Here is an 18,218-nt window from a genome sequence, read left to right on the forward strand (position 1 = left end):
AAATCAGATTACAATAATGTCAATGAACATAATACTAACCAGCTGGTTTTCAACTTATTTTAAGTGGACACTAGTGAGTTGTTATTTATAAAAACAAACGAAAGGCTATTAAGTACTACTACATTTTTATTTTATTTTTTAAATTGTCCTTCTTTTTTAACTTAACACTTTATTCAGAGTAGGCCTAGCCTGGGATTTGGCACTGCAACAAGCATTATTTTATTTTATTTTATTTTATTTTTGTTGCCTTTACTGAATAAAGAATAAGAACAATCTTAAAAATTGTTACCTATAGTTGTCCTGCTAATGAGATCCTGAGCACTAATGGGAATTGATACGCCATGAAAAGTGGCAAATCAATGGAACCTGTGTTGAGCGGAACGAGGTAGTTTAAATCCTGTATATTTACTTCCTAATTAATAAAATAAAGGTCGTTTGGAAGATTTATTGAATATTGTATTCTTGTAATTTTATTAAAAAATTCAGTCACAATCGAACATTTTAGTATAATATGGAAACAAATGGCTAATCAATCTGAAAGACAACTTGGAGCCCTTTTAATTATTTGTTTACAGGAAGGAATGGCTAATAGATTAGAAGCGCAACGATCAACATTTAGAAATAAAGTTATACATAAAGGCTATATTCCATCATCAAAAGAGGTAATAGACTACGGCCAATATGTTTTGACATTTATCCAAACCACTCTCAAAGAACTAAATGAAACAAGCAATGAATATTTGCAAAAAGTAATGCAGATTCATTTAACAAAAAATGGAGACAAACTTCCTGAAAATGTACATTTAGCTGGTGTATCTATGTCTACAATTATTAGCTAGCGGAGTGTCGACGCTAAAGACTATGGAAATATTACTTTATTAGATGCGCTTGCCTGTGTTAAGGGAAATGGATTTTATAAACATTTTTATAGAAAGAAAATTTAATGTAAAAAAAACTACGCACAAAAGCTAGAGTTTCGTTGCGTGCGCAGCACGAACAATGAAACCCGGGTTGAACGGAACTGGAGGTGGTTTAAAAAGGAGGATAATTGTAGTTTAAATCAATATATTTACTTTCTGAATAATAAAATAAAGGTGGTCTGGAGGTTTTTAGACGAACTGACGTTGTAGGCAAGGCTAGGATCCCTAGTTTCTACAACAAACGTGATTTCTTCACGGAAAATACTAAAAAAAACATAACATTTATTGTTTTTTAAAAATTTAACTCTATTTTTGTGTGAGTTTTTCACGTTAAAATAAAAATACAATGCTAATTAGATTTGTTGCTAAGAATATATTCTCATTTAAAGATGAGACAGAATTTAATCTGTTCCCAAATAAGACACAGAGATTACAGCACCACAAAGTAACTATTGGAGATTTTGAATTTTTAAGGTTTAGTGCAATCTATGGAGCAAATGGCTCAGGAAAATCAAATTTAATAAAATCAATCTCCCTTTTAGAAACAATTGTAGAGGAAGGCAAACTTCCTTCAGACATTGAAGATTTGAAATTCAAGTTGGACGAAGAAAATTCAAAGTTGCCAGTTTCTATTGGTGTTGAGTTTATTGCTAATGGAAATGCATATTTCTATACAATCACATTTGAGGATGGAAAAATTCTAAATGAATATTTAGCACTTAGCTATAAAAACAATGACGAATTAATTTTTGATAGAAATATTAACAACGACATTCAAAGTATTGAATTCTTTAAAGACTATTACAAATCCGAGAAGGAGAAATTATTTGCAGAAGTTCTAGCAGAAAAGTTAGTTCAGCCTAATGAGCTTTTAATAACTTTCTTAAGTAAAAAATATCCGGAAGATTTCAAGTCAGTCAAGACAGCATACAATTGGTTCGATGAAACATTAGTAATTATTAAGCCAGACGCTAAACCAGGTGGTATCGCACATATTTTAGATAAAGATACCTCAACAATGGATTTTGCAAACAAGTTTATCCCAAGCTTGAATACGGGTATTTCTAAAATTGAAATCGAAAAAAAGAAATTTGAAGAATTTTTTGGAAAAGAAGATTTGAAACTAAGAAAACGAATTATTGATGATATAAAGAGTGAGCCCAATAAATTATCATTACTTACGCATAGCGAAACAGGTGAAGAAGTTGCATTGGTTTATGAAAACGATGAGATAATTGCAAAACGAATAATTACTAAACACATAAATTCTGAAGGAAAGAACATTGAGTTTAATATTGGGCAAGAATCAGATGGAACTAAAAGACTAATAGATTACATTCCTGCATTTCAAGAAATCATAAGTAATGATAAAGTTTATGTTATTGATGAAATAGAGAGAAGTATTCATCCGATGACAATAAAAGAAATTGTAACTAAACTTACTTTAGATGAACAAGTTAAAGGTCAACTTATTTTTTCAACTCACGAATCAAACTTACTTGACCAAAATATTTTAAGACCTGATGAGATTTGGTTTGCACAGAAAGATTTAGAAGGTTCAAGTAAAATCTACTCATTAAGTGACTTTAAAATTCACAACACTATTGATATTGAAAATGGGTATCTGAAAGGTAGATTTGGTGGAATTCCTTTTTTAGGAAATTTAAAAGACTTGAATTGGTAAACTATGAAGTATTTAAGTCGAAATAAGATATACGAAAAAGTTGAGTCTTTTAAAAATGCAAAAAAGGTTTACTTATTTTGCGAAGGAGATAAAGAGGTTAATTACTTTAAATTTTTTCAAGGTTTTGCATCAAATATTGATATTATTCCCATTCCAAACGATAACGGCAAATCAGATCCTATCAAGTTAAAAGAAAATTCAGAAATACTTTTTCACGGAAATGAATCTGTTAGCCCAAAATTCACACTTTCAATAGAATTAGAAGATGAGATTTGGTTTATAATTGATACCGACAGATGGAATGAAGGGGATAAAATAAATATACTAAAAACATACATAGAAGAAAGAAATAAAGATAATAAAGTATGGTTTTTGGTTCAAAGTAATCCGTCTTTTGAACTTTGGCTTTACTATCATTTTCACTCCGAGAAACCCCAACTTACAGAGACCTCCAAATTTGCTAGTTTTAAAGAATATGTCGACTCGAAAATTAAAGGTGGGTTTGACAATAGAGGTATGCCTTTGGAAATTCAAAAAGCAACTTTAATAGCAGAAGAAAACTTTGAAATTTTAAATGGACAACCAGAATTGTATTCGACAGAAGTATTTAACCTTGCAAAGCAAATAATTAGATTTACTAAACCTCAATTAGACCAATGCCTTGATGACAGGAAGAAAAGCCCAGCCGGTAACAGCTAGGGATTCGTTGCGTGCGTAGCACGAACAATGAAACCCGGGTTGAACGGAACTGCCAGTTGTTTTAAAAGTAACTGTAGTTTAAATCATATATTTACTTTTTAATTAAAAAAAAGTTCATATGGAGGTTTTTGGATGGGCTGGCGTTAGTCAGAATTATATGAAAAACAGCAACGACACAATTAACGAGCGAATAGACTTTCATCATAATGAATTGATTGGACTATTTAAAATAATGGAGTTTGTTGAAAAAGAAATTCTGATTACTGAAAAGGAAAGTGTGCTTGAGCTTTTTAAAACAACAGTTAATCAGATAAAATATATTAGCTTTTTATCAGCTGCTTATCTTGATTTATTGGTTTCATTTAGTGGAATAATAAACGCTAAAACAGCGTGGGACGAAATATATTATTCAAGAAATGGTTTCTTGGCAATTTATGAAGCAATCAAAACTTACGATAATTATCAAAAAAGTTTTCGTAAATTAATTATTTCTAATTATCCCCATTTAAACGAGGAATACAATGAGTTAAATTTAGAGCTTAAAAAATTAAAAAAGGAATATTATTATGATAATAAAATATCCATTTTAAGAAACAAAGCGGCCGGTCATTATGACAAAAACTATGTAATATATTATAACCAAATCCAAAGCATTGACGTTGAAACATCAAAAAAAGCTATTGCAGGTTTTGCCAATTTTTTACAATCTGTGATAATTTTCAGCGATAAAATCATAGATGAATTACAACTAAGTTCAAAAATCAACGCCGACAAAGCGAAAGCTGAATGGGAATTGGCGCAGAATAAAAAATAGAATAACTACTGCTACCAGAAAGGGTTCGTTGCGTGCGTAGAACAAACAATGAAACCCGGGTTGAACAGAACCGGAGGTAGTTTTAAAAAAGAAATAATTTGTAGTTTAAATCATAAATGTTTACATTCTAATTAACGAATAAAGTACGCTTAAAGGTTTTTGGACGAATTGACGTTGTAGGCAATGCTACCGCAGACTGGAGAATCTAAAGTAATTTTTATATTAAACTAAAATGAACATAAACTTTTCTTCTAACTTATTTCTTTGGTTACTATTAATAACTTTACCAGAAATGGTATTTTCTCAATCGGCTGACTTTACCATTCAAGATGTAAAGTTTGAAAGTCAAGGCGCCACTCTTGCAGGCTCAATTTTAACGCCTAAAAAAACAATTGCAGCAGTTGTAATTGTTCACGGGTCTGATCCTGTAAAAAGAGAAATGGACTTCGCAATACGTCTTGCCAAAGAAGGTGTTGCTGTATTGACATATGATAAACGAGGAGTTGGAGAATCGGGCGGTGTATATGTAGGGCCATCTGTTGGTACTAATAATATTGACACTATTAATCTTAATTTATTATCTCACGATGCAAGTTCAGCAGTAAGCACATTTCGAACCTATTTGAAAGATAAAAAAATACCAATTGGATTAGTTGGCTTCAGTCAAGCAGGATGGATAATCCCAATTGCTGCAAGCAAAAATCCACAAATAGAATTTATGGTTTTATTTAGTTGCCCTACAATTACAACTCTAGAACAACTTCGATTTCAGTTTTATACTAACTGCAACAATAATTTTTGGGAAAATCATACAGAATCAGATGCTCGTGAACATACTAAAAATGACCCAGACAGGTATCAATTCGTTGCGACTGACCCAAAAATTTCTCTGAATACTCTTTCAATTCCAGGACTTTGGCTTTTTGGCGAGAAAGATATCCAAATTCCAGTAAAGTTATGTATAGAGCAACTAAATACATTCAAAGTTCAAGGTAAACCTTTCGAATATACTTTGTTTTCAACATTAGGTCACAATACTTCTTCCGGCGATATTACAGAAACTGTTGATATTTCAATTCAATGGATAAAACAGAAAGCTTTGAATATTAAGAAGTCTAAAGTATCAAAATAAAGCACTGCCTACAACAGATATGGCTTCGTTGGGCTTGAAAAGCCAACAATAAAGCGTGTATTGAACGGAAGCGGAGGTAGTTTAAGGGGTTGCGAGGATTGAGTATTGTGAAGTTTTCGTTTTACCCAGCCCCTAAAGGGAGCCGAAAATTAGGACGTAAGTAGCTGTACTTATTGCGTCTTCTAAACTTGAAAAACGAATTTGTTGACGCTAATTCCTATATTTGTTAGAAAACTAACCGAAGTTTTTTCACGGACTGACGTTGGTAGCAATAAAAACCTAAACACAATCCTATGAAGTATTCTAAAGTTTTACTTTTAATCCTTTCGCTTATTTTTTCAGTTTATGCAACTGGACAAGAAAAAACAAAAGTTCTATTATTAGGAACTTATCATTTTGGTGCAACATCTGATAAAAATAAAGTTTCAGATGATGTTTTAAACCCTAAGAAACAGGCCGAATTGAATTTACTTTTAAAAAAATTGAAAGCTTACAATCCTGAAAAAATATATGTGGAAAACCAACCCAATCGACAACAATATTGGGATAGCATTTTTGTTGCCTATCAAGATGACAAAGCGCTAAAAATAAAAAATGAAATATTTCAAATTGGAATCAAATTAGCCGAAAATCTAAAATTTAAAACTGGAGTAACCTGTGTAGATTGGCAACAAGATTCTGAAAATTCATATAATGAGAAAGCGTACGTAGAATATAGAAATAAAATTAATTTGTATCAGAATTCTTTAGAAACCCAAAAGCCTTCGGTATTTTCTATACATGACAAACAAATAGGTATCAAAATTCAAAATATAAATATTGAAATTCCAAAAATGACAATGGTTGATGCTTTTATAAAAATAAATTCTAAATCATATCTAAATAACATTTTTTATGCTAACATTACTTCTTTTTTAGATATTGATTCAAATCAAAACGGTGTTTTTTATGCTCACGATAATATGATTAGGAATACAAACATATATAAAAACATCATTCAGGATATTTTAAAAAATAATCCTAAAAAAGCTTTGGTATTATACGGAGCCGGTCATATAAGAGCATTAAAAGATTATTTGGAGTGTCATCCAAGTATTGAAATTATCGAAGTAGATCAATATCTAAATTAGTTATTGCTGCCAACAGCTAGAGTTCGTTGCGTGCGTAGCACGAACAATGAAACTCCGGTTGAACGGAACTGGAGGTAGTTTTAAAAAGCAGTTTAATTATAGTTTAAATCCTATATATATATTTACTAACTAATTAATAAAAATAAAGTTCGTTCGAAGGTTTTTAGACAAACTGACATTGGCAGAAATTTTTAAAAAAAAACTAGAGAATTCAAGAAACAAATGAAACAAAATAAATTAATTAATGAAACTCAAATAGTTAGTTTTATACTTATTGGATTAGCAATATTTGGATTTGTTATAATTTTTTTTCAATTTTTATGGAATGCTGAAAAGCCTGAAAATTTTGGTGTATTAGGTGATGCATTGGGCGGAATATTAAATCCAATAATTGCTATAGCAAGTGCGCTATTAACCTTTATTGCCTTTTACATACAGAAATTAGCAAATGATGAATTAAAAAGACAATTTTTACATACACAAAAAAACGAACATCAAGATTTACTTTTTAAAAATTATAGAGAAAGAATTTTACTAATTGCAAACGAAATCAATAACTTTAAAATTTCTTTTCACGGTGGAACATTAATTTCAGATACAAATTCGCTAAATGATAAAAGTGCAAAAAAATATAACTTTGTCGGTATTCAGGCAATAAATCTTTTTTTAGTCGAATATTTTAAAATACGAGAAAATAAATTAAGTCAAGGAAAAACTAAAATTGATATTCAGGATTCCTATCATTCAATCCACCTACATATAAATAATTTAATTGTCGCTTATTTCAATGTACATCTTGCAGTAGAACAATGTGAATTAGAAATTGATCATAAAAATGAATTGATAGAATTGTTAAGTTTTACATATTATTCGAAATTTAATTATGTTATAGAATTCTTAAGATTACAAGACTTACATCCAAAAGCAAAAGAGCAAATAGATTATATTTACGAGCATTATAAAAGAATTACAAATTAAGAACAACCATCGTCAAATATCTTGGTGTGATTAAAACTTCTGGGATTTGCTTAAAAGAACTCCTTGAACTCAAAGAGAACGATTTATCAGAACTTTTTGAAGTTTCCAATGAGTTAAATCCTGCCAATAGAGAGCAGATTCACAAAGATTTATACGGACTGTTTTATTTTAATAATCATAAGCGACTTTTGCCAGAACGAATTTTAATTGTAGTTTAAATAACATATATTTACTCGATGATTATCAAAATACAGTTTATTTGGAGGTTTTTAGATGGACTGATGTTACTGGCAATTAATCCAAAAATGATGGTAAAAATACTTGATAAAGACATTCAAAAACTATTAAAAAAATTGAATGCCTCTCACGAACCAATTTTGCTAAATGTTGAAAGCGAAACCGATTCACAAATTATGGATTGTCTTAACAATGTTAAGCGTAAAATCGAACGTGATTCGGGCAAAATGATTCTTGGCTGGCAAATTTGGAAAACTAATCTCTTAGTCGAAGCTGAATTTCATGCTGTGTGGGAAGATAAAAATTTGAATTTACATGACATCACTCCGAAGGGAATATCAATTGAAAAAATATTGTTTGTTGAAGATGAAAAACTGACATACGATGGAACGCAAAAAGATAGTATTAGAATAAATACCACAAACAATGAACTAGTTGATGATTTGATTAAGGTTTGTGAAGCAATATATCGGTTTGATAATCGTGGAGAAAGAGCATTTCTCTATGATCTCAGCAGTGTATTAAATGAAAACCAATTGAAACATAAGGTTAATTTGATTGAACTACGAGAAATAGTAAGATGCATTTTAAATTTAAATGGAAACCAAAACTCAATTTGTCCATGTCAATCTCAAAAGCCTTTTATTGATTGCCATGGCAAAAATTTAGAATTAATTATTTTAAAAGATATTTAACTGCCAGAGTTTCGTTTGACTCGAAGAGCCAACAATGAAACTCGTGTTGAACGGAAGTGGAGGTAGTTTTAAAAAAGAAATAATTTGTAGTTTAATCACATATATTTACTTTCTGATTAATAAAATAAAATTCGTTTGGGGGTTTTTAGACGAACGGATGTTACCCGCAAGCTTAAACAACAACAACAACAACAACAACAACAACTAAAATGCTAAGACTGAAATTAACCATTTTTACACTCTTCATTCTGACAAATTCATTTGGACAGAAAATAGAAAAAGTATTTCTTGACAAAAATGATTCTAGCAAAAATTGTTACACAATAATTTATCCGCCAAAACTTCCTTTGACAGGATATATTTTTCTAATTCCGGGTTTTGGTGAAACAGCAGAAAATGTTTTACAACAAACTGACTTACCTAACAAATTAGCATTAAACGGAATTTTGACAATTATTCCAACCTTCCAAGACGGTGTTTTATCTTTTGGTGTAGACAGTTTAAGCCAACAAACTTTTGACAAAATTCTTAAAGATGTAACCTCTAAACACAAACTTATTGACCAAAAATTTTATGTTGGTGGATTTTCAATTGGCGGTAGTTGTGTCATTAAATATGCTGAAAACGCAGGAATTAAACCAACAGCAGTTTTTGCGATTGACCCACCACTCGACTTTGAAAGATTTTATAATTCCGCAAAAAGAGATATTCGACTTTCAAAAGACAACGAAGCCAATCAAGAGAATGTTTATATGATAGACAGAATTGAAAAAGAAACTGGTGGAAGTCCAACAACAAACCTTACCGAATATTACACTATTTCGCCTTACTCATTTTCAGACACAACCCAAAGAGCAATTAAACAATTGATAAAAATGCCTTTGAGAATTTACACAGAACCTGACATAAATTGGTGGTTGAAAGAACGTGGTGCGGACTTTACGAGTATGAATGCGACAGAATGTTCCGCAATGATTAATGAACTAAATAGACTTGGAAATCAAAGTGCAGAATTAATAACAACACAAAATAAAGGTTATAGAAAACCTGACAATAGAAGACATCCACATTCTTGGAGTATTGTGGATAATAATGAATTAATTGAATGGTTACTGAGACAGAAATAAAGCCAGCAGGTAACAGCAAGGTTTTCGTTGCGTGCGCAGCACGAACAATGAAATCTGTGTTGAACGGAATCGATTCCACGTCCGTCAACCTATGCACTTATCGTAAAAATTTTAGAGAGAATTACAAGAGGCAAACGAGCCTCTTTTTTTTTGGAGTGTTTTCTGCTTGGTTTTTTTCGTGTGTTCCTTCACTTGTGAACATAAATTCCCTTACCCATAAAATTAATTTTCATAGGAACTTGAACTTTGGCTACCGCCAAGAAACCACGCCGGTGGACCACGCTGGTCAAAAACCGCTATCCGGTGTAAATTCCTTGTTTTACAACACGGACACTTAGGCATAAAGGGCTTCTTTTCTACTTTTTCTAAAACTTTTACCTTAAGTTTTTCCTGTAAAAGTTTCAGCTTTTCACGCTTCCAAGTGCTACTCAAAAAACCGTAATGCCGGATTTTTACAAACCGTTTAGGCAAAATATGCAACGCAAAACGCCTGATGAATTCCTGATGAGTCAGTATCATTTGCTTTTTCACACCCGCCATGCGATAATCCTTGTACTCAAAAGTTGGATATTCCGGGGCAAACTGAACACCCTATTCCGGTTCAAACTGGACAGTTTTGATGATGATTTTTAGGCCTACTTTATGATCAAATCATCAGTATGGCCAATAAATCAATAGGATCAATTATGATACGAGAAATCATCAGAATGAAAGCCAATGGTCTTTCTAATAGTCAAATTTCCAAAAGTATTGAAAAATCAAGAACAACCATCGTCAAATATCTTGGTGTGATTGAAACTTCTGGGATTTGCTTAAAGGAACTCCTTGAACTCAAAGAGAACGATTTATCGGAACTTTTTGAAGTTTCCAATGAGTTAAATCCTGCCAATAGAGAGCAGATTCACAAAGATTTATACGGACTGTTTTATTTTAATAATCATAAGCGACTTTTGTCAGAACGAATTTTAATTGTAGTTTAAATAACATATATTTACTCCATGAGTAACAAAATACAGTTCGTTTAGAGGTTTTTAGACGAACTGACGTTATGTGACATTTTAGAAGAAAACCAATAGTGAAAGACTACTACTGCCTAAATTTAAAATTTAAGGATAAAAAAATATCTGATAAAATATTTCATTCGCATTTATTTGTTAATGACAAGGAAATGTATTTTCAAATAATTGATAATGATACTACTTCTCGAATTGATTCATATTTTTCAATATCAGAAAATGCTTTAGGCTTATTTGAGGGAAATTTTGAAGTTATTGATACCGAAATTTCAATTATGTTTGACCAAAGTCGAATTTTTAAAGTCGTCTCTTTTCAAAATGATGATAAAAATCAATACTTTACGATTTATGTCAGCAAAATATGTCTTATTCATAAAAATCTCCATAATGAATTTGTAAATGAAGGTGTCGCTTATTTAAACAACAATGGATTAAGTGTTACAAATCTTTTTTATTCTTTTTTTACTAACTTTAAAAATAAGAATACATTCTCAATATCACGAATGAATGGAATGCACGATTTTTATAAAATTGACAATATAAAATTTAGATCAGAACTTGAGTTCAAAAATAATGAAAAAAGAGGAAGTAAAAAGTTAACAATAAAGAAGATACCAACGATAAAGTTTAATTTTGAAGAAATTGAATTTGAAGAAATTAAAAATAGAATTCAGTTAATTTGTAATTTCTTATCCTTTTGTTTCAGCGTAAGAATAATTGTTGAAAAAATTGTTTTTAGAACCGAAGATGAAATTTTCATTTTTAGAGACACTGAACCAAACAATAAAACTTACATATCTGAATTGACAAATAACTTTAGATTTCTAAAAGAAAATTTTACTATTGACAAAATATTAAAAACTGATTGGTTTAGTAATTATAAAACAAATGAGATATCTCTAACAAAGGCTATAGATAATTTTTTACACGCTAGAGAAGTTAGTCTAGGAGCTTCTTTTCTATTACTTTTTAATATTATCGAAATATTTAATATAAATAAGAATCAAGAAAAATTCAACTTTAATATTAGCAAAGATGAAATGACAAAAGAGATTGTTTCTCATTTCAAGCAATATTTAACAGATAAAAATGATGAAATTGAGTTTGAAAAAAAACTTGAAGGTGTATTCAATAAAATAGAATATAAACCTTTTAAAAGCCCTCTGGAAGAAACCTTAAAAACAAATAATATTGACCCAACAAAATTTGGTTTTACACTCAATAAATTAAAGAGAACAAGAGATAGCATAACACACGGTAGCCTGAGTTCAATCAAGGAAGAAGATCTGAAACTACAAATCTATTGTATACGAAAAATTGCAATTTGCTTAATTCTGTCTAAATTTGGATTGAAAGATGACCTACATAAAAACGTCACATAATCGAGTAGACGGCTCCGCCAGAAACTGACGGAGTGCGCCTCTCACACCACCGTACGTACGGGTCTCGTATACGGCGGTTCGCAAAGTGATGGGTTGAGTCCATGTAAATCTCCAACATTGATTGATAGCCTTTCTTCTTAAGTCGCAGTAGGGTAATTGTAGTGGTTAGAATCGGACTCTGGCCGATTCGCCAGCCTCCTTTTACTCACGCTTTGGTATTGTATTTTTGGTATTCGTGAATGCGGAGCATTTCTGGTTCTGCTCCAAGCATAAGCATGGTCTTTGTCAATCCCTAATCGCATCAGGTTTTTCCTTTTGCGCTCGGCCTTTTTCCAGTCCGTCCAAATGCAGTAGCGCAGACGGTTGCGCAACCAACCATCAATATCTCGTAATTTTCCTTGAATACTCGTTCCCCGAAAATAGTTTAACCATCCTCGTTGAATTTGCTTCGCCAGTTCGCCTTTCAGGCTCGGGTCGTTGATTTTACGGATTCGTTCCTCGAAACTTTTGGGTGCGGTTTTGCGCGTCACTTCTTTTAAACTCTGCTTGAGTTTTGCCCAAGCTTTATCCCCTACCGTTAACTGATATCTGCCTTTTACCCCTTTTTAATAGGTTGATGCAAACGAAAATCCTTTTTGAATTAAATAACTAACCTTAATACTACCTTGTTAACTTCAACGCATCGTTCAATCGCATGGCCACGTTATCCCAATTGATGATATTAAATAAGGCATCCACAAAATCGGTCCGTTTGTTTTTGTATTTTAAATAATAGGCGTGTTCCCAAACATCAATAACTAATAAAGGAATGGCACCCCATTGTGTTAGTTTTTCGTGGTTTTCGCATTGTAAAATTACCAAACTATCGCTGTATGGTTGATATGCTAAAATTCCCCAACCATTTCCATCAACATTTTTTGAGGTAGCAGCAATTAAGATTTTAAGTTTATCGAAACTTCCGAAATTTTTCTCTATTCGCTTTAGTAAATCGCCTTGTGGCGAGGTATTTTTATTAGTTAGGTTTGTCCAAAATATGGAATGTAAAATATGTGATGAAAAATGATGGGATAATTTTTTTGTCCAAAAATCAATGGTTTCCAAATTATTTTCGGCCAATGCTTTTTTTATCATTTGCAAATCTTTGTTTGCCCCTTTTACTGCACCACCATGATGAAAAGCATAATGCAAATGCAAGGTCTCTGAATCCATATAGGGTTCTAAAAAACTTTCACTATACGGAAGTGTTTGTTGAATATAATTGCCGTTTGCATCAACCAATTTATCAATTGAATTATCAGCTAAATTTGTGGCAAATGCATTATTTGTTGGAAGAATTAGCGAAGCTGCACCTAATAAAGTGCTCGATTTTAAAAACTCTTTTCTGTTCATAGTATTAATTTTATAATGATACCTCATACTGCTGGAACAGCAATAATAGATGGTTCTTGAATTTTCTTAATATAAAGTAAAGCAAAAATTGTTGCAATAGCTATTAGTACCGTAGGAATATCTAAAATACTTCTTGTTGCGATTATAATAACTGCACCTACCAAAGCTCCAATAACCGTCGCAGTAACACCTTCTACAAAGGCTTTAATTGATTGATTTTGTGCAATTTTCTTTAGGTCTTTACCTGAGAGGGAAGATTTATGAGTTTAGGAGGAATTATGATAAAAATGATAGTTGGAAGAGTAAGGGGAAGAGGTAGAAAGATGCTGAGAGATGTCTTTTTCTTGACATTTATTTTCTGATAATGAGGAAAACCATAAAGTATTGTGAAAATGGTTTTGTATGTTTGAGAATTAATACTCTTTTTTTTGATTAAAAAGCTGAGTATGTAGATAAGTTAGGTGATATTATACCTCAGAATTCCGTAAAAAAATAAATGAATACTGGAACAAGTTCTGTTCTGAAAAAAAATGTTATATATTTGTATAACTTTATTAATCAAAAATAATATTATTATGGGAGGAGATGCTTAATTAATAGAAAATATTGTAATATTGGGATGAAAATTATCCTAATATTATGAGTATATTTAAAAGCATATTTACAACAATTGTAAATATTTTCTCGAAGCAATTTTACTTCCTTGCTTCTATTGCTTCCTTTTTAGGTCTTTTTATAGTATTCGTTAAAGAGAGTTGGGCTGTCTATGTCGCACTTTCTTTTTTCTGCTTAATCTTAATTACATTCACTTCATATTTAGTATATGCTTTATTTAAAATATTAGAAATAAGAGGAACAGACCACGAAAACAGATCAAGTTTTGTTAAATATGAAACTTTAGATGGTAATATAATAACTTACGAAACTTATAAACTAATCCAATCCAAAAAACCTATTCTGACAGAAATGGAATATAGTTTTAAATGGACAGGAACGCATTTGCCTAAAATCACATCTGATTTACAAGATGTTGTAAATATAGTAGATGAACAAGATGTGACAAAATACGATAAAGCTTTATTAAAATTTAGAAAACCAATATATTACAACCAAAACTGTGTAGTCCATTTTAAAGCTGAACTTGATGATGTCGATAAAAAATCATTGCCTCACGTGGAAACTAGAGTGTTAAATGAGATAGACATTGTACATTATAGAATAATACTTAAGCATAAACCGTTGGAATACAATCAGAATGCAATTTTACAAAAATGCAAGATTAATTCAAATGTGAGTTCAAGTTTCGAAAAAATAAGAGAAATTCCGTTCGACACGTTAACCAAAAGTTATGAATATCATTTACTCAATCCCGAAATTGGTTACTATTATAGAATAAGCTGGGAGAGATAGCCAAAAATAATATCAAACATTTAAATGAAATTGCTAAAATTTTCAATTGTTCTCCAAAAGATTTCTAGCCAGATAAGGCGTTGTGAAAACTATTATCATAGATATAAAATAGATGCTTAGGCATCTTTTTCTGTCTTATAGCGGTAAGTAGTACTTGTCAATTCGGGATTAAAGCTTATCAAAAACGGAGTTTTTGAATTCATGCTAAAAGAGGAACTCTGTATAGGTTCTATATCTGAGGTATGGAATGGTATGAAATAATAACGCTAATTGTGGCTTGGTTTTTAGGCCTTTACCTGAGAGGGAAGTTTTATGAGTTTTGGAGGGGATATAATAAAAACGTTAGCTGGAAGGGATAGAAAGATCCTGATGAGGTGTCTTTTTTTTGTTTATGGACGTATTAAATCTGGAAAAAGCTATATAATTCAAACCAAATATCACTAAAAGTGGGTATTGTATTAATAATTTTAAAAGCTTTTATTTACAGCCATAGAAATATTGCTTGAGTTATGGTAAAACTTTAAATAAGGTGTTACTTCTTGATGTTATATACTAGTTGTACCTCATTATATACGAACCGGCCATAAAACAAGAGCTAAAAATGGAAATGACTTGGAACAATTGTTTCTCTCCAAAAAGATTTGGAATGCAGAAAGGACAAGACGATATAAGAACTCAATACGAAAGAGATTGGGATAGAATCATTTTTTCAAGTCCATTTCGAAGACTTCAAAATAAAACGCAAGTATTTCCACTTCCCGAAGAAGTATTTGTTCATAATAGACTAACACATTCTTTAGAAGTTTCAAGTGTTGGAAGATCTTTAGGAAAAATAATTGGAAAGAAAATTTCAGAACTGCCACAAGTTAAAAGTGACGAGAATGCTCGGCCATTTTACAGAAACAGTCTTAAAAATGTTTTATCGTCTGCCTGTTTAGCACACGATCTAGGAAATCCTGCATTTGGTCATTCTGGTGAAGAAGCAATTTCTAAATATTTTAAGAAAAGAGACACGAAAAAACCTGAAGATATTGAATTTAAAGCTATGTTCTCAGATGCGGAATGGCAAGATTTAATTACTTTTGAAGGAAATGCAAATGCGTTAAGAGTTTTAACAATGCAACAACGTGATAGAAATAAAGGAGGCTTTAGGCTGACATATAGCACAATTGGATCAATATTAAAATATCCGTGTGAATCTCTAGCATCAGATAAAAAAATACTTCACAGAAAAAAATATGGTTATTTCAAAATCGACGAAGAAGTTTTTCTTGATATTGCTAATGAACTAAATATGATACCTGACGATATAGCATCTAGAATTGCATACAAAAGGCATCCTTTTGTATATTTAGTTGAAGCCGCTGATGATATTTCATACAACATTATAGATTTTGAAGATGCACACAGATTAGGAATATTATCTTACGAAGAAGTTAGTTCTGCATTTCTTGAAATCATTAGCCATAATCCAAAAGATAACATAGAATGGGTAACTGAACAGGCGGAAATATTAAAAGGTGACCCAAATGAATCAATAGCATATTTGAGAGCTAAATCAATTAATGCACTTATTCATAAATGTGCAGATGTGTTTTGGGATAAAAAAGAAGATATTTTAAAAGGAATTTATCAAAAAAGTTTAATAGAAGACATTCCTGAATTACAATCGGTAATGCAACGAATTGAAAAAAAATCTATTGAAAAAATCTACAATGCTAGAAAAGTAGTTGAATTAGAAATCGCTGGATTTAGAATTATGTCTGGTCTAGTTGAAGATTTTGTTTTTTCTGCTTTAACACCTGAAAATATACGAGATAAAGAACAAAAGAAAATACTTCAGTTATTGCCTAAACAATTTTCATTTGATGAATCTAGTACTCCTTATGTAAAAGTTATGCATATTATTGATTTTATTTCAGGTATGACAGACGTTTACGCACTAAAATTGTACAGAAATTTGAGAGGAATCGAAATATAAATAACAAGGTACAACCGCCATTTGAGCTAGCTGGAATTTAGTGGAATTATCGTTTCGCATTAAGTTTTCGTTAAGCCGAAAATTGAGCGGTTACGATTTTCCAGCCATCTCAAAGCAGCAAAACGTTGGCATAAATATTAAAAAAACGAAGCGTGAATAAACCAAATATAGAAGTGAAAGATCAATTCAGTTTTTTTAATGAGTTAGTTTTCGAAGAAAAAATTGTCCTAAATAAAGAAATTGTTCTAAAACCAAAAAAAAATAATGTCTTTTGGTTTGAAGGTCAATCTAACGTTCAACACAATACTATTAGTGAAGATGTTGTTTTTATGGTTGAGCAAAGCAAAAGAGATAATAAATATGGAATAAAACTTCGATGTCAAAATTTCATTAAACAACCATACTTTAGATTTGACTCTGATGGTCCTGCTCACCGAAATAAAAATCCACAAACTCCACTTGAAGAACAATCAATTAAGACTCCTCATTTCAATTCATTTGATGAAAATGGAAATTATATAGCATACCAAAATGAAACTTTAAAAAATGAAACTGAAGCGCAAATAATTGCAAATGACATAAATTTTGGAATTTCGTTATTTTGTATGGAAACAAATTCAAAGTTAATTGATAATAATTTTCCAACTGTCGCTCAACTAATTCAAGAATTAGGTTTTGAAGAAAATAATAATATTAACTTTGATAACATTAATTTTGAATAATGGAAAACGAAAAAGTAATCGAACAAATAAAGAAGTCTTTTTGTAACTTAACAAGTTTCAAAGAAAGAGATAATGCTTTAGAGATAATAACTGCATTTTCAACCATTAATAACAAATTTGTTTCAGTTTTTGTAACGATTACAAATCAAAAAATCGTAGTCACAGATAGCGGTTGGATTGATCAAAATTATTACGAAACCCCATATTTTGAAGAATCAGAAGATCTAATAAGAAGAATAATTTCTTCTTATTCTTTGAATTATAAAGTAAAATCAACTTTAGATAAAACAGGGATTGAATATTATTATAAAATCTGTAACAAAATTGAAGAAATTCCAAGTGCAGTATTTGATTTAGCAAATTTTATTGTAGGTGCTGTCAATTCATTTTGTATACAATACAAAGACGAAAAAGAGGAAAAAGAAAGAGAAACTTTCAGAAGTGATGCAAACACCTTTTTAAAGATAAACTACAATAATGATGTGAAATTGAGGCATTATTTAGATGATTATAAAAACATTAAATTTAATGCGATTATTACAAAAAAATCAAAAATAAATTTAATCACTTATGTTACTGGTTCATCTCCAAGTTATTTTGAAAATGATTTAAGAAAATCTATTGTTAATTTTGAAATCGCATTTAAATCAAAATATGAGAATTTCATTGATCAAAGAATAACAATATTTAATGACAAATCAGAAGGATATTCTCCGGAAAGGTCGTCTTCTTTGTTTCAACTCTTAAATGAAAAAACAACAAAAGAACCTATAATGTGGTCTGAAAAGGAACTTATATTAGAATACATATAAAAATACTTATGCCAATCGAGTAGACGGCTCCGCCAGAAACTGACGGAGTGCGCCTCTCACACCACCGTACGTACGGGTCTCGTATACGGC

General features: G+C 30.9%; 19 protein-coding genes and 1 pseudogene. 16 read left to right on the plus strand and 4 right to left on the minus strand.

The window, feature by feature from the left end; translation table 11 throughout:
• Window positions 1–521 precede the first annotated feature (521 nt).
• From EKL97_RS15290 to EKL97_RS15335, 10 genes are all read left to right on the plus strand, one after another.
• The gene (locus EKL97_RS15290; RefSeq protein WP_126569277.1) at window positions 522–839 is read left to right on the plus strand and encodes a hypothetical protein; all 318 of its coding nucleotides are present in this window, start codon (window positions 522–524) and stop codon (window positions 837–839) included.
• 427 nt (window positions 840–1,266) lie between these two features.
• Window positions 1,267–2,604: an AAA family ATPase gene (locus EKL97_RS15295; protein ID WP_126569278.1), complete on the plus strand. Its 1,338-nt coding sequence runs from the start codon at window positions 1,267–1,269 to the stop codon at window positions 2,602–2,604.
• A 3-nt stretch (window positions 2,605–2,607) separates the two neighbouring features.
• Entirely contained in the window at window positions 2,608–3,303 is a 696-nt protein-coding gene (locus tag EKL97_RS15300; RefSeq protein ID WP_126569279.1) for an RloB family protein, read from the plus strand.
• A 232-nt stretch (window positions 3,304–3,535) separates the two neighbouring features.
• The gene (locus EKL97_RS15305) at window positions 3,536–4,117 is read left to right on the plus strand and encodes a hypothetical protein (RefSeq protein WP_126569280.1); all 582 of its coding nucleotides are present in this window, start codon (window positions 3,536–3,538) and stop codon (window positions 4,115–4,117) included.
• 232 nt (window positions 4,118–4,349) lie between these two features.
• A complete protein-coding gene (locus EKL97_RS15310; RefSeq protein WP_126569281.1) occupies window positions 4,350–5,249 on the plus strand; it encodes an alpha/beta hydrolase family protein in 900 nt (299 codons plus the stop codon).
• A gap of 293 nt (window positions 5,250–5,542) precedes the next feature.
• Window positions 5,543–6,379, plus strand: a complete 837-nt coding sequence (locus EKL97_RS15315; RefSeq protein ID WP_126569282.1) for a DUF5694 domain-containing protein — start codon at window positions 5,543–5,545, stop codon at window positions 6,377–6,379.
• 222 nt (window positions 6,380–6,601) lie between these two features.
• Window positions 6,602–7,357, plus strand: coding sequence for a hypothetical protein (locus EKL97_RS15320; RefSeq protein ID WP_126569283.1), 756 nt, complete (start codon window positions 6,602–6,604; stop codon window positions 7,355–7,357).
• Window positions 7,358–7,383: 26 nt separating this feature from the next.
• Window positions 7,384–7,575, plus strand: a complete 192-nt coding sequence (locus tag EKL97_RS15325) for a hypothetical protein (RefSeq protein ID WP_126569284.1) — start codon at window positions 7,384–7,386, stop codon at window positions 7,573–7,575.
• Between the two features lie 18 nt (window positions 7,576–7,593).
• A complete protein-coding gene (locus tag EKL97_RS15330) occupies window positions 7,594–8,289 on the plus strand; it encodes an SEC-C domain-containing protein (RefSeq protein ID WP_126569285.1) in 696 nt (231 codons plus the stop codon).
• Between the two features lie 209 nt (window positions 8,290–8,498).
• Window positions 8,499–9,416, plus strand: coding sequence for an alpha/beta hydrolase (locus EKL97_RS15335; RefSeq protein ID WP_126569286.1), 918 nt, complete (start codon window positions 8,499–8,501; stop codon window positions 9,414–9,416).
• A gap of 222 nt (window positions 9,417–9,638) precedes the next feature.
• Here the strand turns inward: EKL97_RS15335 and EKL97_RS15340 are convergent.
• Window positions 9,639–9,980: pseudogene (locus EKL97_RS15340) on the minus strand (transposase); the annotation flags it as partial.
• Window positions 9,981–10,075: 95 nt separating this feature from the next.
• Here EKL97_RS15340 and EKL97_RS15345 point away from each other — a divergent pair.
• Complete coding sequence (locus tag EKL97_RS15345) at window positions 10,076–10,396, plus strand: hypothetical protein (protein WP_126569287.1); 321 nt, start codon at window positions 10,076–10,078, stop codon at window positions 10,394–10,396.
• A 95-nt stretch (window positions 10,397–10,491) separates the two neighbouring features.
• A complete protein-coding gene (locus EKL97_RS15350; protein ID WP_126569288.1) occupies window positions 10,492–11,814 on the plus strand; it encodes a HEPN domain-containing protein in 1,323 nt (440 codons plus the stop codon).
• 137 nt (window positions 11,815–11,951) lie between these two features.
• Here EKL97_RS15350 and EKL97_RS15960 read toward each other — a convergent pair whose 3' ends face one another.
• From EKL97_RS15960 to EKL97_RS16155, 3 genes are all read right to left on the minus strand, one after another.
• The gene (locus EKL97_RS15960) at window positions 11,952–12,344 is read right to left on the minus strand and encodes a group II intron maturase-specific domain-containing protein (RefSeq protein WP_233588613.1); all 393 of its coding nucleotides are present in this window, start codon (window positions 12,342–12,344) and stop codon (window positions 11,952–11,954) included.
• 130 nt (window positions 12,345–12,474) lie between these two features.
• Window positions 12,475–13,203 carry a superoxide dismutase gene (locus EKL97_RS15360; protein ID WP_126569289.1) on the minus strand — a complete coding sequence of 243 codons (729 nt, stop codon included), beginning with the start codon at window positions 13,201–13,203 and terminating at the stop codon, window positions 12,475–12,477.
• 23 nt (window positions 13,204–13,226) lie between these two features.
• The gene (locus EKL97_RS16155; protein ID WP_370453900.1) at window positions 13,227–13,430 is read right to left on the minus strand and encodes a hypothetical protein; all 204 of its coding nucleotides are present in this window, start codon (window positions 13,428–13,430) and stop codon (window positions 13,227–13,229) included.
• A 412-nt stretch (window positions 13,431–13,842) separates the two neighbouring features.
• On the opposite strand from EKL97_RS16155, the gene EKL97_RS15370 reads away from it, so the two are divergent.
• The 4 genes from EKL97_RS15370 to EKL97_RS15385 all read left to right on the plus strand — a co-directional run bounded on the left by EKL97_RS15370 (window position 13,843) and on the right by EKL97_RS15385 (window position 18,128).
• Complete coding sequence (locus EKL97_RS15370) at window positions 13,843–14,613, plus strand: hypothetical protein (RefSeq protein ID WP_126569290.1); 771 nt, start codon at window positions 13,843–13,845, stop codon at window positions 14,611–14,613.
• A gap of 607 nt (window positions 14,614–15,220) precedes the next feature.
• A complete protein-coding gene (gene dgt / locus EKL97_RS15375; protein WP_410503685.1) occupies window positions 15,221–16,594 on the plus strand; it encodes a dGTP triphosphohydrolase in 1,374 nt (457 codons plus the stop codon).
• 152 nt (window positions 16,595–16,746) lie between these two features.
• Complete coding sequence (locus tag EKL97_RS15380; protein ID WP_126569292.1) at window positions 16,747–17,316, plus strand: hypothetical protein; 570 nt, start codon at window positions 16,747–16,749, stop codon at window positions 17,314–17,316.
• Window positions 17,316–18,128: a hypothetical protein gene (locus EKL97_RS15385; protein ID WP_126569293.1), complete on the plus strand. Its 813-nt coding sequence runs from the start codon at window positions 17,316–17,318 to the stop codon at window positions 18,126–18,128. The genes EKL97_RS15380 and EKL97_RS15385 overlap by 1 nt, the downstream gene beginning before the upstream one ends.
• Window positions 18,129–18,218: the final 90 nt, after the last annotated feature.

It is taken from the genome of Flavobacterium sp. LS1P28 (genome assembly GCF_003970335.1).
Taxonomy (GTDB): Bacteria; Bacteroidota; Bacteroidia; order Flavobacteriales; family Flavobacteriaceae; genus Flavobacterium.